Source organism: Sphingomonas sp. R1 (assembly GCF_025960285.1).
Lineage (GTDB): Bacteria > Pseudomonadota > Alphaproteobacteria > Sphingomonadales > Sphingomonadaceae > Sphingomonas.
Genome location: NZ_CP110113.1, coordinates 46,329 through 59,962, shown reverse-complemented (window position 1 = coordinate 59,962; position 13,634 = coordinate 46,329). Strand labels below are relative to the sequence as shown.

Sequence of the window (13,634 nt, the reverse complement as noted above, 5' to 3'; positions counted from 1 at the left end):
TCATGACATCGAGCTCTGCTTCTTCGCCTGACCCGACAAGGGCGCAATCCTTCCTGATCGAGGCGAGCGAAGCGCTTGCCTCCGCCAAATCGATGGACGCGGTGGTTCAGGTTCTGAGGGATTTTGCACGCGCGGCCGTCGGCGCCGAAGGGATCGCCGTCGTGCTCCGGGATAGCGAGCATTGCTTCTATATCGCGGAGGATGCGGTCTCCCCTCTGTGGCGAGGCAGCCGGTTCAAAATCGAAGAATGCATTTCCGGTTGGTCAATGCTACACCTTCAAACCGTCATCATTCCCGACGTTCGCTTGGATCCGAGGGTTCCGCAGGATGCCTACGCGCCGACGTTCGTCAGGAGCCTGGCCATGTCGCCGATCGGCCGCCCGCACGCAGTGGCCGCCCTCGGTGCTTATTGGTCGGTGCCGCAAGAGCCGGCGGCGGATAGTGTTGCGAGATTGGAGAGCCTGGCGCGCTTGGCCGCTATTGCGCTCGAGAATGCACGATTAACGGAGGCGAGCAGCGAAGATGCTCGTCTCAAGGCCATGATGCTGGCCGCAGGCCAGATGGGCACTTGGTACTTCGATGTTGCCACCGGCACGCTCGAGGCATCGGAGACCTGCCGTAAGAACTTTGGCCGCGATCCAGTGCTGCCATTCACATACCAGGATCTGCACGCGGCCATTCACCCGGAGGATCGCGGGTGGGTACAAGACGCAATTCATTCGAGCCTGACCACCGGTGTTGAATACGACGTGGAATACCGGATCCTGGCACCCAGCGGCGAGGTTCGGTGGATCGGCGTCCGCGGACAAACATCGTTTCGCTCCGACGGTTCGCCGATCGGCCTGTCCGGCGTATCCATCGACATCACGAGCCGCAAGCGTATGGAGGAGGCTCTCAAGAGCTCTGCCGCAACGCTCGAGCATCTTGTTGTTGAGCGAACCGAACAACTCGTTCGCGCGCAAGAAGCCCTCCGCCAAGCACAGAAGCTTGAAGCTATGGGGCAGCTGACCGGCGGCGTTGCCCATGATTTCAATAATCTCCTCACCCCGATTATCGGAAGCCTCGACATGTTACATCGCCGCCAGATCGGCGGCGATCGCGAGCAGCGCCTGATCAGTGGCGCGCTTCAGTCCGCCGACAAGGCGCGCACGCTCGTCCAACGGCTTTTGGCCTTCGCCCGCCGGCAACCGCTGAAGCCCGAACCGGTGGATGTCGCAGCGCTCATCCTGGGCATGTCGGAATTGATCGGAACAACGATGGGCCCCCAGGTTCAGCTACAGCTCAATCTGGAGGCTGATCTGCCGATGGCGGTAGCCGACGCCAACCAGGTGGAGATGGCGCTGCTGAACCTGTCAGTGAATGCCAGGGATGCGATGCCGCAGGGTGGTTCACTGCTGCTGGAAGCGCGTCGCTGTACGGCCGACAGCGTGTCCATTTCCGGCCTTGAACACGGCAGCTACGTCGTGGTGCGTGTGGTGGACACCGGCACGGGCATGGACGAAGAAACGCGGCAACGCGCTATCGAACCGTTCTTCTCGACGAAGGGCATTGGACAGGGAACAGGGCTTGGCTTGTCCATGGCCCACGGGCTTGCACAGCAGCTTGGCGGCGCTCTCGCCATCGAAAGCGAAGTAGGCAAGGGAACCGCGATATCGATCTGGTTCCCAGCAACCGATGCACGTCGAGAGGCTGAAGCGGAGCCCAGGTTGCAAGAGATCCGAGCAGCTGGCGTTGCCCTCCTGGTCGACGATGAGGACTTGGTTCGCGCCAGCACGGCGTATATGCTTGCCGACTTGGGCTTTGAGGTGGTGGAGGCCCGATCGGGAAGCGAGGCTCTCGCCTTGCTAAGGAGCGATGCCCGCATCTCCGTGATGGTCACCGATCATCTGATGCCGGGAATGACCGGCGTCGAGCTGGCAAAAACCGCGGTGTCTCTGTTTCCGACGCTATCTGTGCTGGTGACGTCGGGCTATTCAGACGCAGTAGGGATCGCGTCCGATCTGCCGCGGCTTGAGAAGCCATTCCGGCAATCGGACCTGGCCCTCGCCTTGGAAAAGCTGAGCGCGCGCGAGCGCATCGCTCCGATCACTTTCACGATTGTCGACTAGACCTCGGCTAACCCAAGCTTGGACAGCCCAGAAAGTCGACCGGAGCCAACTACCTCCTAACTCATTGATTTTACATAATTTTCATTATCGTTTTGGATGCGTTCTAACCGGTGTAAGCGCAACGTACAAATGTCACTCATCCGCCAGATAGAGATGTCACAATCTCTGGTCGGCGCCTTCCGAGTGGCATGCCGCCCGAGCAATTGGGGGCACGCTGATGACGGTGGTCGCGATGAGCCGGAGCGAGTTGTCACGGTACGAAACGCTGCAGCGGGTTGAGCGCGGCGAGATCACCGCAAGCGAGGCTGGCGAGCTGCTCAGGCTATGCCGGCGCCAAGTGTATCGGCTGCTCGACAGGTTCCGCACTGACGGCGCCGCTGGCCTGATATCCCGGAAGCGCGGTCGGCCGAGCAATCGCCGGTTGAGCGAAACCTACCGGAAGCAGATCCTCGGCATCGTCCGCGAGCGCTACGCCGATTTCGGCCCAACGCTGGCGGCCGAGTATCTCGCCGAGCGCCACGGCATCACGCTGTCGCACGAGACGCTGCGGCAGCTGATGATCGGCGCGGGCCTGTGGAAAGCCAAGGCCGCCAAGCGCGCCAGGCTCCACCAAACCCGCAACCGGCGCGAGCGCCGGGGCGAGCTCATCCAGGTCGATGGTTCGGATCATGACTGGTTCGAGGGTCGCGGGCCACGCTGCAGCCTGCTGGTCTATATCGACGATGCCACGAGCGAGCTGATGCACCTCGAGATGGCGGAAAGCGAGAGCGCCCTCTCCTACCTGCAGGCGACCCGGACCTATCTCGAGCGCCACGGCAAGCCGATCGCCTTCTATTCGGACAAGCACAGCGCCTTTCGGAACAACCGCGCGACTGCCGACAGCGACGGCATGTCGCACCTGGGCCGTGCGCTCGACAAGCTCGGCGTCGAGATCATCTGCGCCAACTCGCCGCAGGCCAAGGGGCGGGTCGAGCGGGCGAACAGCACGCTCCAGAACCGCCTCGTGAAAGCGATGCGGCTTGAAGGCATCTCCTCCATCGAAGAGGCCAACACCTTTCTCCCCTCTTACCTCCTGCGCCACAATGCTCAGTTCGCCTGCCCGCCTGCGGATCCTCGGGACGCGCATCGGCCGCTCGCCCCGCACGAGAACGTGGAAGCCGAGATGGTCTGGCGCGTCGAGCGCTCTGTCACCGGCGCTCTGGCGCTCCACTACAACAAGGCGATGTTCATCCTGGAGCCGACGCCCCTGGCGCGGACGCTGGCCCGAAAGCGCGTTCATGTCTGCGAGTATCCCGATGGCCGCATCGAGGTGCGGCACGGCGAAGTGGCACTGCCCTACCGCGTCTACGACAAGATGCAGCGGGTCAACCAAGCCGAGATCGTCGAGAACAAGCGGCTTGGCGCAGCCCTTGCCATGGCGCAGGCCTTGCAAAGCGCCAACCCGCACCACCGGCAGCGGAACAACAATGCGCCAGCTCGCAGCTCACAGTCGGTGGGCGTTTTCGCTACGCCGCGCGTGGCTCTGGATGACTGTCGATTGGGGAACGAGCCCCCAAAGCGACGGGGAAGACCGCCCCTCCCCCGCGTTAAGCGTCAGCTGGACACCGCCGCCGGGGAAAAGCAAACTGTCCGCTGATGATGGAAAAGCTGCCGGTCCGCTCCCGCCCAGTTGCGGACATCACTCCCCAAGTATGCAGATGCCCTCTGTAGACATGACGCTCTTGGCAAGAGTGCATAACTGGGGGTTTGCTGGACGTGTCAGGTTTGCTTTTTGCCCAAGGCATGCCTCGTAGGCCGAAATGCCAACCCGAGGAGCTGTAGAGCGTTTATCGATTTTTTTCAGATGCTTGCACGCGTGCGTCGCAGCCGAGACGGAGGAGCGACTCTTCGCCTCGTCTGACGAGGGGATAGACTGCCGACGTTCGCCGGAGTGAGTCCCCGCAACGGTGACCGTCGCGATCAGGGCCAGGAAGAGTTTTGTCAGCATAGGACGTGATAACACGCGTACGGCAGCTAACCACCCAATCTCGGCCGTCGCCGGGAGGGTTCGAGCTGAAAGCGGACGTTTCCCTGGGGCGAGCAGCGAATGGCGGCTTTTGACACGACCGCTCGCCTGAATGGCCGAGATTGGTGGAAAGCTGCCGCTATAGCCGGTCGTTAGCACAGCCCCGATTATGCGCCGCTGCGGGCCTAATCCTGCTCACGAATTGAAGCTCAAACAGTGCCAGCCCTGCAGCATCAGTGATCGTCATGACCCACTCTGCGCCATCCGAAAGGCTGACGAAATCGTCCTTGATCAGCGCGCCAGCAGTTTCGATTCCCTCCCGCAGAGCTGCAAGTGGCGTGGCAAAATGAGTGCCCTGCTCATCTCGTGAATACGACCCGCTGCGAACATGAAAGTGGTATCGCAATTCGACCATCCTGCTGCGGCGGGAGCGCTAGTCTCTCAGTCGCTTACGCGCCATGGAATCGGCCAAGCGATTGTTGTTCCTTAGTGACCACAGCTGATCGCAGCACCAACATGGATAAGAGCGGCCGCTTTTGGGCGCGAGCTGCCGGTCCGCTTTCTCTGCCGAAGCTGCCATCGAAGCCCTACCCGATAGCACGAGCATCAGCGGCTGAGGCGGCGTAACCGAGCCCGCTGCATGCGCAGCGGGTCCGGGGACAGGAGCCGGGAGTGTGGGGCACCAGCAGGGGCAGCGCTGCGCTAGGAGGATGGCTCCACGCAGCCCCTGCTGCTACAGCCGTTTTCGCACTTCGAATGGAAAGCTCAGCACGAACTTTGCCACGCGACGGGACATGTTGACCGACTTGCCCGTCCCTCTCTCATTTCCACGAAGCGCGAGGACTACGCCCGAGAGGAATTGGTTGCCGAGCTAGGGGCGGCGTTCGTCAGCGCGACCATCGGCATCAAGCTTCACGACCGTGAAGACCACGCCGCCTATCTGGCGAGTTGGCTACAGGCCCTGCGCAACGACAAGCGGTGCATCTTCACCGCCGCCCGCCTAGCCCAGGACGCGTCCGACTGGCTCTTGAGCCGCATGGCCGTTGAGACGGCCCCTGAACTGGACGCGGCGGCGCGACTGGCCTATGATCCCAAAATCACGACCGTCGCCATCATTGACGGCGGTGAGCGCCACCATTTCAATCAGCCGCTACTTTCGGGGTTGCCGACGTGCAAGCCAGGTCCGCATTTCGGCGATCTCGCGCCTTTGGGTTGCCACCACTGCGGCCGCGAGGCGGCGCACGGCGGGATCTCGGCCATACTTCAATTCGATTTCAGCCATCGCGATAGCGCCTTCATGATGGGGAATCATCGCGCGCATAAAATCGGCGTCGGCATCACCCGTGAAGGCTACGTCCATATCGCCATGCATCTTGGCATTTGCGGCCCGGTAGGCCCGCGTAGCGGGCGGCTCGTTTCGCGAGCCTGACACGGCACCAGTTGACCCATGCTGGGTATGCTGTGCCTTCGCGGAAAGCGGGGTTAAGACAGCGGTCATTGCCAGCATCAGCGCGAACGGCCTGTTGCTTCCGATCATTACGATTCTTCTCCAGTGATAGTGATTCGGTTCATGGGGCGGGCGAAGGTGGCTCGCTTCAGCGTCCGGACTGCCGCCCCGCCGCCGCGTCGAGCTCGGCCACGGCCTGCGCCGCGGCCTCGCAGTCGCTGCCGGTCTCTTGGCCCCGCTCGCAGCGTGTGACGACCAGTCTCGCCTCTTCCGCGTGGAAGCGGAAATAGCCGGCGTCGCGTGGTTTAATCAGCCCGCATCCGGACAGAACGATTGTCGCGACAACGGCGATGATCGCCTGCTGCTTGCTGTTCCCCATTATGTCGATCCTCTCCATATTCCGGCCCAACGCCACTTCCCTCCGTTGCGACGCCATGCGTGAAATCCGCTGCGGTGAAGCCATCCAACCCACTTGATGAGAACGATCGCGCTGGCTGGCGAGATCAGGCTAAAGGCACGAGCGAAGCGTGTGATCCGGACAAGCATCGAAGCCGCCATGAGCCAAAGGCCGGCAGGAAAGGCGGGCAGCAGGTCAGCCATCAATGGCCACCCCTTGATCGCCCGAAAGTCGCGACCCGCCAAAGATACCAGATGACGGCCAGCGCGAGCACGGCGTTGCTGACCGGCTCGATGAGCTATAGCGTTCGCCCAGCTCATAGCCCGCCAGCACGAGGATAACGGTCCATATGGCCGAGCCGGTGAGCGTCGAGACCAAGAATGGACCAAGGGGCATCCCGCTGACCCCTGCGGGCACCGAAATCAGGGTCCGGACTCCCGGGACCATGCGCCCGAACAGAACCGCCCAACGACCGTAGCGGTCGAACCAGCGGTCGACATGATCGACCTCGCCGGGCGTCAACGTCAGCCATCGGCCGTGGCGGGAAGCAAAGCGCTTCAATCGATCGATGCCGATCCAGCGGCCGACATAGTACCACAGCACTGCCCCTGCAGCCGATCCGAGGGTGCCGGCGATTGCCACCACCCACAGCGAGCCGCGCCCCTGCGCAGCGGTGTAGCCGGCAAGTGGCAGGATCACTTCCGACGGGATCGGGGGAAAGACGTTCTCCGCCAGCATCAACAGGAAGACGCCAAAGCCGCCGAGTGACGCGAGGATCGATGTTATAATGTCGAACACAAGCCAGCCTCGTCAGAAGATCCAATAGGAGATCGCGCAAATCACGAGCAGGAGGGCGACGACGGACCCAACGATCCGATTTTCCAGGCGCGGACATTCGACGTTCCTGATCCGCACGGCGACCTGCCAAGCGGGTCGAACCGGACACCGCCACGAACCTGCGGCAATCCGATCCAGCTCGGCATCCGACAACCCGAAGAACGATTTTGCTTCACCGCGCGATCGTCCCGCCAACCCCATCACCCGCAGCACCACGTCGCTCCATGCGACATCGATCGCGCTCGGCCGATCGACCATCGTGCCGCGCGCGTCGCCGCCCGCCCACGAAGGGGACAGCAGGCCGATGATCTGGTGGGGATTGCGCTCCAGCAGCGTCGCCCAGCGCAGCAAGCGATGTTGGCGGTCACGCGCCGCGATGGTCCTTGCCGGTGCCCAGCGCCGGGTAAGGGATCGCACAGGCCGCATCCATCGGCTCGCCCAAGGGCTCGTCATCGGCTCGCCGAGCTGCCGACGTCGCCATTGGTGGCGCGCTTGAGCGGACGAGAGCAGCGCAGGGTGAGGAAGGTGGTAGCGCTCAGGATGAAGGCGATGTCGTATAGGCCGTAGCCCACGGCCGCGCCGAGCGCGCCAGTCGCCCACAGACTGGCCGCCGTCGCTGTGCCTGACGTCTTGTCGCCCTTCTTCAGAATCGCGCCGCCCCCGATGAAGCCGACACCCGTAATCAGACCTTCGAGCAACCTGGCTTGCGCTGGAGACGTGCGGCCGAGGATCGCAATGCCCACCAGCACGAAGCCGCAACTGGCGATGGCAACCAATGGGAATGTACGGATGCCTGCGCTGCGGGCGTCCTTCTCGCGATCCCAGCCAACAGGAAGGGCGAGCGCGTAGGCGACGGCGAGACTGATGATATGGGTGGTTATCTCCCACCACGAGCTTTGAAACATGCTGGCCTGCCTGTTCTACGCGATTGCTCCAGATCGGAGGTAAAGGGGTAAGGTCGGGCCGAGAGTCCCACAGACGTTCAGGCCCAAGGCGGGGATCGCGAACATCGGCGATCCCTACCGGTGCAGACATGCGATGATGGCAGTCACGACGGCGGTGGTTTCCGCAACGTCGCGCACTCTCACCGTATCGAGGCCAATTTCAGCGGCGGGATAGTCATTCCCACCGGGGAAGATCGCATCGCCGATGAACAGCATCCCGTCGAGCGGGACGCCGCTTTCAGCACTCAAGCGCTTCAGGCCATAGCCCTTGTCCACCCCTGCCCTGGTCACGTCGATCGATGTCGTGCCACCTAGATTGATCGAGAGGTCCGGCAGCGTCGCGCGCAACGTGGCCTGCAACGCGGTCCGCTTCTTTCGGTCAGGATCCCACGCTTCCTTTTCCTTTAGCGGCGCTGCCTGCCCCAGCCCCGAAAAGGTAATCTGGCTGCCCCGGTCCTCAATCCGTTCGCCCCAGATACGTTCGTCGGCGAGGCCGGCATCGGTCAGGGCCTGATCGAAGGCCGCGCGGATCGTCGCCTTCTCTGCATCGTCGAACAGCTCGGTATAGACTGCGCGCCAAGCGCCATTGATGAACCGATAGAGTTTTGTGCCTGTGGTCGGCATCAACCAGAGACGGTCAAGCGCGGCGCCGGCAGGAAGACGCGAGGCGACCTGCTTTTCGAACTGCGGCCAGTCCCCGCCCGAGATCACCGCCACATCCGTGACGGCGAGCAATCGGGCGAGGGTTGCGGCCATATCTTCCGATAGCGGCCGCTTGCTCTCGGCAAGCGTGCCGTCGAGGTCGAAGGCGATCATCCACTTCATGCTGCCTTCCCCGCCGGATCGCGGTAGGCGAGCAGCCTGAGCGCATTGATGACAACAAGCAGCGTTGATCCTTCATGAACCGCCACCGCTGGCCCAATACCGAGGCCAAGGATGGTGGCAGGAACGAGGAAGGCGACGACACCCAGGCTAACGAAGACGTTCTGCCGGATGATTCCACGCGTATGCCGGCTTAGGCCCACCGCGAATGGCAAGTGCGCCAGATCGTCAGCCATCAGGGCGACGTCGGCTGTCTCCAGCGCAACGTCCGACCCCGCCGCGCCCATCGCGATGCCGACCGTGGCGCTTGCCATCGCCGGGGCATCGTTCACGCCGTCACCCACCATTGCGACCTTGTCTTCGCCGGCGAGTTTCTTGATCGCCGCAACCTTGTCTTCGGGCATGAGGTCGCCCCACGCCTCGTCGATCCCGACATCGTTGGCGATCGCTTCGGCGACTTTCTGGTGGTCGCCAGAGATCATTATCATCCGCGACACGCCCATCTCTTGCAGCCGGCGCAGCGCGGTCTTTGCCGCTTCGCGGGGCGTGTCCATTAGGCCGATCGCGCCCAGGTCGCGGTCCCCCTTGCGGACCACCATCGTCGTGCGACCGTTCTCGCGCAGTTTCGCGATCGCGTTCTGCGCTCCCTGCCCCAGCGCCGGAATGCCCTCACTCCCGAACATCTCGGCCTTGCCGATCCAGACCGTCTCGCCATCCACGCTCGCGGTGACGCCCCGACCGGTCAGGCTCTTGAGGTCGCCGGCAGTCGGCACGGCACGATCGTTCAGTCGTTCGCGGCCGTCCTTGACGATCGCTTGGGCCAGAGGATGGTCGCTCAACGCTTCGACAGCGACGGCCAGCGCCAGCAGCTCGCCTTCGTCGGCGCCATCGACGGGCACGACATCGGTGATGCGCGGACGACCTTCGGTCAGCGTGCCCGTCTTGTCGAAAGCGATCGCCTTGAGCGACCCGAGGTTTTCGAGCGGTGCACCGCCCTTCACGAGCACGCCGCCCCGCGCTGCACGGGCAACGCCAGACAGGACAGCGCTCGGCGTTGCGATGGCGAGCGCGCACGGGCTTGCCGCCACCAGTACAGCCATCGCGCGATAGAAGCTGTCGCGGAACGGCTCGTCGACGACCACCCATGCGAAAAGCAGGAGCACCGACAGGATCAGGACAGCAGGCACGAAGATCCGCTCAAACCGATCGGTGAAGCGCTGCGTCGGCGACTTCTGCGTCTCCGCTTCGCTCACCATCTTCACGACCTTGGCGAGCGCGCTTTCATTGGAGCGGCGTGTCACCTCGATCTCGATCGCGCCGCCACCGTTGATCGTACCGGCAAAAACCCGGCTCTCCGCGTCCACTGCATCAGGCTTTGCCCGCGCCGCGGCGGCATCGGCGACCGGCACCTTGTCGACCGGGATGCTTTCACCCGTCACCGGGGCCTGGTTGATTGCGCTGTTGCCCTTGATGACGAAGCCGTCAGCAGGCAGGCGCTCGTTCGGGCGGACGATGGCAACGTCCCCAACGACCATTTGCTCGACCGGGATTTCGCTGGTCTGGCCGTCGCGTCGCACGGTCGCGGTTTCGGGCGCGAGCTTCGCCAGCGCCTCGATCGCCTTCTTGGCGCGTCCCATCGCGTAATGCTCAAGCGCATGGCCAAGGCTGAAAAGGAATAGCAGCAGCGCGCCTTCGGCCCATGCGCCCAGCGCAGCGGCGCCGGCGGCAGCGACCAACATCAGCGTGTCGATCTCGAACTTCTTCATCCGAAGGTTGTCGATCGCCTCGCGCAGCGTGAAGAACCCGCCGAAGAAATAGGCTGCGACATAGCAGGCCGTGGGCAGCCACTCCGGTGCGCCGGCAACCAGCCTCTCGATCGCATAGCCGATTCCCAGCAGCGCGCCGCAGGCAAGCGCGAAGATCAGCTCGGTATTGGGGCCGAGAAATTCGGCGTGGCTATGGTCGTGACCATCGCCGGGGCCGTGCTTCTCTTCGCCTGCGTCGTGGCCCCCGGGGCCGTGGTCGTGGCCGGCATGGTCATCGGCGGCGACCCGCTTGCCAACCCTCACCTGCAGCTTGCGAAGAGCAGCGCGCACTTCCTCTTCTGTGGTCTCTCGGCGATCATATTCGACCCGGACCGACCCGCTGGTGCTGGCGCTTGCCTGTACCACCCCGGGCAACGCGCATAGCGCATCGCTGACCGTGCGCGCCCGCCGTTCGTGACTGATCCCTGTCACCTGCCAGATCGCATGACCGTAGCGTTCAGTGATTTCGGCACCTGCGGCCCGCACCATTTCACGCAATCGCGGCAGCGGCAGCTTGGCGGCGTCGAAATGGATGCACAGGGCCGCCGGCGTGTCGCCGTCGAGGCAGATCACATGCGCCCGGTCGACGCCTTCGCGCTTCGACAGGGTTGATACGAGACGGTCCAGGCAAGCGTCGGCCGCGTCAGGAAGGTCCGGCAACAATACTGGAATATCGAGTTCGAGCTTGTCGTTCATGACGACCTCCTTTCGCTTTTCTTGGTTTCGGCGCGCGCGTCGCGCAGGATTTCGACACCGCCCTTGATGGCGATGATGGCGGTGGCGAAGCCGACCAGCAGGTCCGGCCAATTGGTACCCAACCACAGCACCAGCACGCCGGCGATCAGGATGCCGCCGTTGGAAATGAAGTCGTTGAAGCTGAAGGTGGTTGCGGCCCGGAGATTGACGTCCGGATCCTTGAGGCGCTGGAGCAGCCGCAGGCAGAGGTAATTCACGACGCCGGCGATCGCGGACATGACCATCATGGTAGGTCCGATGGGCTCGCTGCCCTGCACGTAGCGCCGTCCGACATCGATCAAGATGCCGCCCGCGAAGATCAGCAGCATGACGCCCGAAGCGACCGCGGCGCGTGTCTTCCATGTCTGGCCCCGGGTGAGCGCCACAAGGCTCAGCGCATACACAGCCGTATCGGACAGGTTGTCGACGCCGTTGGCGATCAGCGCGCTCGAGTCCGCGAAGAAGCCGGAAACGAAGAAGCCCGCAGCGATCGCCGCGTTCAGCAGCAGGACGATCCACAGTGTGCGGCGCTCCTGCCCGCCATTGTTGTCGTTGCCCGGGATCATCCCATCATCTCCTCAAGTGTCAGCAGGGCCAGGAAGCCGACGAAAAACATCGAGCTGATGAGCGGGGTGTCGGGTTTCTCGTGCGCCTCGACCAGCAACTCCTCCGTGACGAGGTAGAGCAGCGCCATCAGCCCGAAGCTGAGGAAGCCGGCGATCATCACCGGCGACAGCGCGGCGACCGGCACGGCAGCGAGCGCGCCGATCGGCAGCAGCAGGGCCAATGCCGAGACGATCACGATGATGCGCAAGCGCGAGCGATAGGTTTCCGCCAGCTCGTCGGTCAGCGTCAGTCCCAGAAATAACACTTCCAGAGTGAGCGCGATCGTCAGCAGGAGACCTGCCTTCTCGCCCGCCACGAAAGCGAGGCCGAGCACCAGGCCGTCGACCAGAATGTCGATGCCGATCGCGGCGAGTAGCGCCATCGGCCCCTTGAAGCGGGCCTCAAGAGCCTTGAGCCCCAGCATGGTCGCGACGCCCGCCGCCCCGCCGATCAACGTCGCGCTGGGCGATGCCTCATGCTTGACCTGCGGCAGGATTTCGGTCGCTGCCGCCGCGAACACGACGCCGGCAGCAAGATGCTGTAGCCCCGCCACGAGGCCAGGATTTAACTTGGTGCGGCTCGCGATGATCGCGCCGAGCACGACCGCCAACACAGGCGCAAGCGTGTAGAGCAATGCCTGCATATCCTATGATTCCTCCGGTGTTCGATGACAGACGTGGATCTTCCCGCGCTGCGTGAAGGCGATCGACCCGCCCGCCACGACTGCCCGCGACTGGTCGCCGCGAAATTCTTCGCCGGTCCGTTGCGCGTGCAGGATCTCGGTTCTGCCTTTGGGCAGCCAGGTGACAGCCATCTTCAGGCCGTCGTCGATGAAGTCGACATCGGCGCGCGATCCATCGTCGCAATACATGATGCGCTGCGCGATCAATCGAGGCGTCAGATGCTTTTCATGCGCCGGCTCGGCCGGTTCGCTTGGAGCGGGATTGCACGCCCCTACGACCATACCCGCGAACAGAACGGCGCCGATGCGCGCGGCTGTCAGGCCAGGCAGGTGCCGCAAGGCGCGCACCGCCCTCACCACAGCACGCCGTGATCGGGCGTCAGCGGCTCAGGGGCCGGTAGTCCCGCCGTCTGAAGAAGGTCGATCTCGATCGTGCGGCACATGGCCGTGAGTGGGACATCGTGGACGCTATTGGCGAACGGATCGGTCAGATCCTCGCCTATGCTCAGCACCGCGAGGAAGACGAGTCCGATCAGCGTCGATCCGATCGGCGTGGCAAGGCCCAGGGATTCGACCAGCGCGATCGGAAGCAGCACGCAGAACACGCGCGTGAAGAGGTTCGGGAAGAACCGAAAGCCATTGGGCAGCGGCGTATTCTTGATCCGCTCCATGCCACCCTGCGCATTGGCGATGTCGATCAGGACGCGCTCCACAGTTGCCTGCTGGATCTCGGTGATCCGACCTTCCGCGAGCGCGTCGGCGTAAATGCCCGATACGTCCTCCAAGAGCGCGTTGGCAGGGTTCAGGCGAGCGACCGCCATATCGGCGACGTCCGTTCCGGCGATCCGGGCAATGTCTTCATAGGGCGACTGTCGGCGAAGCTGGCAGCGCATCGAGTGCGCGAAGGCGATCTGCCGCAGGATGATGTTGTGCCGCGTCTCACTGCCCTCGGGTTCCCCCTTGGTCAGGCTGCGTGTGATCCTGGCCAGGCTGCGCGACGCATTGATGAGCGTGCCCCAAAGGGTTCGCGCTTCCCACCAGCGCGCATAAGCTGCGTTGGTCCGAAACCCCATGAAGAGCGCGATGGCAGTGCCGAACAGCGCCGTCGGCAAAGGCGGTTCCTTGATCGGGGTCATCATGTGGAATGCCGTCACCGCCACGTCCCACACGAACAGGATCGTGAGAGGCTTCCAAACCTCGATAATGATCTGCCTAAAACGTGGCCTCGCGCCGACTATCATATCAA

General features: G+C 63.5%; 13 protein-coding genes and 2 pseudogenes. 3 read left to right on the top strand and 12 right to left on the bottom strand.

Going from position 1 to position 13,634, the window contains the following annotated elements; all coding sequences use genetic code 11:
- Positions 1–2: 2 nt before the first annotated feature.
- Together OIM94_RS19700 and OIM94_RS19695 are read left to right on the top strand one after the other, a co-directional pair.
- Complete coding sequence (locus OIM94_RS19700; protein ID WP_264610258.1) at positions 3–2,108, top strand: ATP-binding protein; 2,106 nt, start codon at positions 3–5, stop codon at positions 2,106–2,108.
- A gap of 217 nt (positions 2,109–2,325) precedes the next feature.
- Positions 2,326–3,744, top strand: a complete 1,419-nt coding sequence (locus OIM94_RS19695) for an ISNCY family transposase (protein WP_126002919.1) — start codon at positions 2,326–2,328, stop codon at positions 3,742–3,744.
- A gap of 508 nt (positions 3,745–4,252) precedes the next feature.
- Here OIM94_RS19695 and OIM94_RS20225 read toward each other — a convergent pair.
- Complete coding sequence (locus tag OIM94_RS20225) at positions 4,253–4,528, bottom strand: DUF6894 family protein (RefSeq protein ID WP_413716418.1); 276 nt, start codon at positions 4,526–4,528, stop codon at positions 4,253–4,255.
- Between the two features lie 312 nt (positions 4,529–4,840).
- Between OIM94_RS20225 and OIM94_RS19690 the strand changes: the two are divergent.
- A pseudogene (locus OIM94_RS19690) lies at positions 4,841–5,101 on the top strand (zincin-like metallopeptidase domain-containing protein); the annotation flags it as partial.
- A 162-nt stretch (positions 5,102–5,263) separates the two neighbouring features.
- Here the strand turns inward: OIM94_RS19690 and OIM94_RS19685 are convergent.
- From OIM94_RS19685 to OIM94_RS19635, 11 genes and pseudogenes are all read right to left on the bottom strand, one after another.
- On the bottom strand, positions 5,264–5,611 hold the full coding sequence (locus OIM94_RS19685; RefSeq protein ID WP_084253402.1) for a DUF305 domain-containing protein: 348 nt from the start codon (positions 5,609–5,611) through the stop codon (positions 5,264–5,266).
- Positions 5,612–5,708: 97 nt separating this feature from the next.
- Positions 5,709–5,939: a hypothetical protein gene (locus tag OIM94_RS19680; RefSeq protein WP_241213668.1), complete on the bottom strand. Its 231-nt coding sequence runs from the start codon at positions 5,937–5,939 to the stop codon at positions 5,709–5,711.
- Positions 5,940–6,159: 220 nt separating this feature from the next.
- Positions 6,160–6,755, bottom strand: a pseudogene (locus OIM94_RS19675) (DedA family protein).
- Between the two features lie 12 nt (positions 6,756–6,767).
- Positions 6,768–7,145, bottom strand: a complete 378-nt coding sequence (locus OIM94_RS19670) for a hypothetical protein (protein WP_019368200.1) — start codon at positions 7,143–7,145, stop codon at positions 6,768–6,770.
- A gap of 98 nt (positions 7,146–7,243) precedes the next feature.
- The gene (locus OIM94_RS19665) at positions 7,244–7,699 is read right to left on the bottom strand and encodes an MgtC/SapB family protein (RefSeq protein WP_126002880.1); all 456 of its coding nucleotides are present in this window, start codon (positions 7,697–7,699) and stop codon (positions 7,244–7,246) included.
- A gap of 114 nt (positions 7,700–7,813) precedes the next feature.
- On the bottom strand, positions 7,814–8,563 hold the full coding sequence (locus OIM94_RS19660) for an HAD-IIB family hydrolase (RefSeq protein ID WP_066721786.1): 750 nt from the start codon (positions 8,561–8,563) through the stop codon (positions 7,814–7,816).
- The gene (locus OIM94_RS19655; RefSeq protein ID WP_126002881.1) at positions 8,560–11,061 is read right to left on the bottom strand and encodes a heavy metal translocating P-type ATPase; all 2,502 of its coding nucleotides are present in this window, start codon (positions 11,059–11,061) and stop codon (positions 8,560–8,562) included. The genes OIM94_RS19660 and OIM94_RS19655 overlap by 4 nt, the downstream gene beginning before the upstream one ends.
- Positions 11,058–11,666: a cation transporter gene (locus tag OIM94_RS19650; protein WP_004212885.1), complete on the bottom strand. Its 609-nt coding sequence runs from the start codon at positions 11,664–11,666 to the stop codon at positions 11,058–11,060. Before OIM94_RS19650 ends, OIM94_RS19655 begins: the two co-directional genes overlap by 4 nt.
- Positions 11,663–12,349, bottom strand: a complete 687-nt coding sequence (locus tag OIM94_RS19645; protein ID WP_264610257.1) for a ZIP family metal transporter — start codon at positions 12,347–12,349, stop codon at positions 11,663–11,665. The genes OIM94_RS19650 and OIM94_RS19645 overlap by 4 nt, the downstream gene beginning before the upstream one ends.
- Positions 12,350–12,352: 3 nt before the next feature.
- Positions 12,353–12,736 carry a hypothetical protein gene (locus OIM94_RS19640; RefSeq protein WP_319801161.1) on the bottom strand — a complete coding sequence of 128 codons (384 nt, stop codon included), beginning with the start codon at positions 12,734–12,736 and terminating at the stop codon, positions 12,353–12,355.
- Positions 12,737–12,741: 5 nt separating this feature from the next.
- Positions 12,742–13,629: a bestrophin family protein gene (locus OIM94_RS19635; protein WP_126002883.1), complete on the bottom strand. Its 888-nt coding sequence runs from the start codon at positions 13,627–13,629 to the stop codon at positions 12,742–12,744.
- Positions 13,630–13,634 lie beyond the last annotated feature (5 nt).

What these genes read in the sequence shown, in the direction of transcription:
- OIM94_RS19655 (WP_126002881.1), bottom strand. Translation starts at nt 11,061, where the DNA reads ATGAACGACAAGCTCGAACTCGATATTCCAGTATTGTTGCCGGACCTT.
- OIM94_RS19660 (WP_066721786.1), bottom strand. Translation starts at nt 8,563, where the DNA reads ATGAAGTGGATGATCGCCTTCGACCTCGACGGCACGCTTGCCGAGAGC.
- OIM94_RS20225 (WP_413716418.1), bottom strand. Translation starts at nt 4,528, where the DNA reads ATGGTCGAATTGCGATACCACTTTCATGTTCGCAGCGGGTCGTATTCA.
- OIM94_RS19680 (WP_241213668.1), bottom strand. Translation starts at nt 5,939, where the DNA reads ATGGGGAACAGCAAGCAGCAGGCGATCATCGCCGTTGTCGCGACAATC.
- OIM94_RS19650 (WP_004212885.1), bottom strand. Translation starts at nt 11,666, where the DNA reads ATGATCCCGGGCAACGACAACAATGGCGGGCAGGAGCGCCGCACACTG.
- OIM94_RS19700 (WP_264610258.1), top strand. Translation starts at nt 3, where the DNA reads ATGACATCGAGCTCTGCTTCTTCGCCTGACCCGACAAGGGCGCAATCC.
- OIM94_RS19695 (WP_126002919.1), top strand. Translation starts at nt 2,326, where the DNA reads ATGACGGTGGTCGCGATGAGCCGGAGCGAGTTGTCACGGTACGAAACG.
- OIM94_RS19645 (WP_264610257.1), bottom strand. Translation starts at nt 12,349, where the DNA reads ATGCAGGCATTGCTCTACACGCTTGCGCCTGTGTTGGCGGTCGTGCTC.
- OIM94_RS19685 (WP_084253402.1), bottom strand. Translation starts at nt 5,611, where the DNA reads ATGACCGCTGTCTTAACCCCGCTTTCCGCGAAGGCACAGCATACCCAG.
- OIM94_RS19635 (WP_126002883.1), bottom strand. Translation starts at nt 13,629, where the DNA reads ATGATAGTCGGCGCGAGGCCACGTTTTAGGCAGATCATTATCGAGGTT.
- OIM94_RS19665 (WP_126002880.1), bottom strand. Translation starts at nt 7,699, where the DNA reads ATGTTTCAAAGCTCGTGGTGGGAGATAACCACCCATATCATCAGTCTC.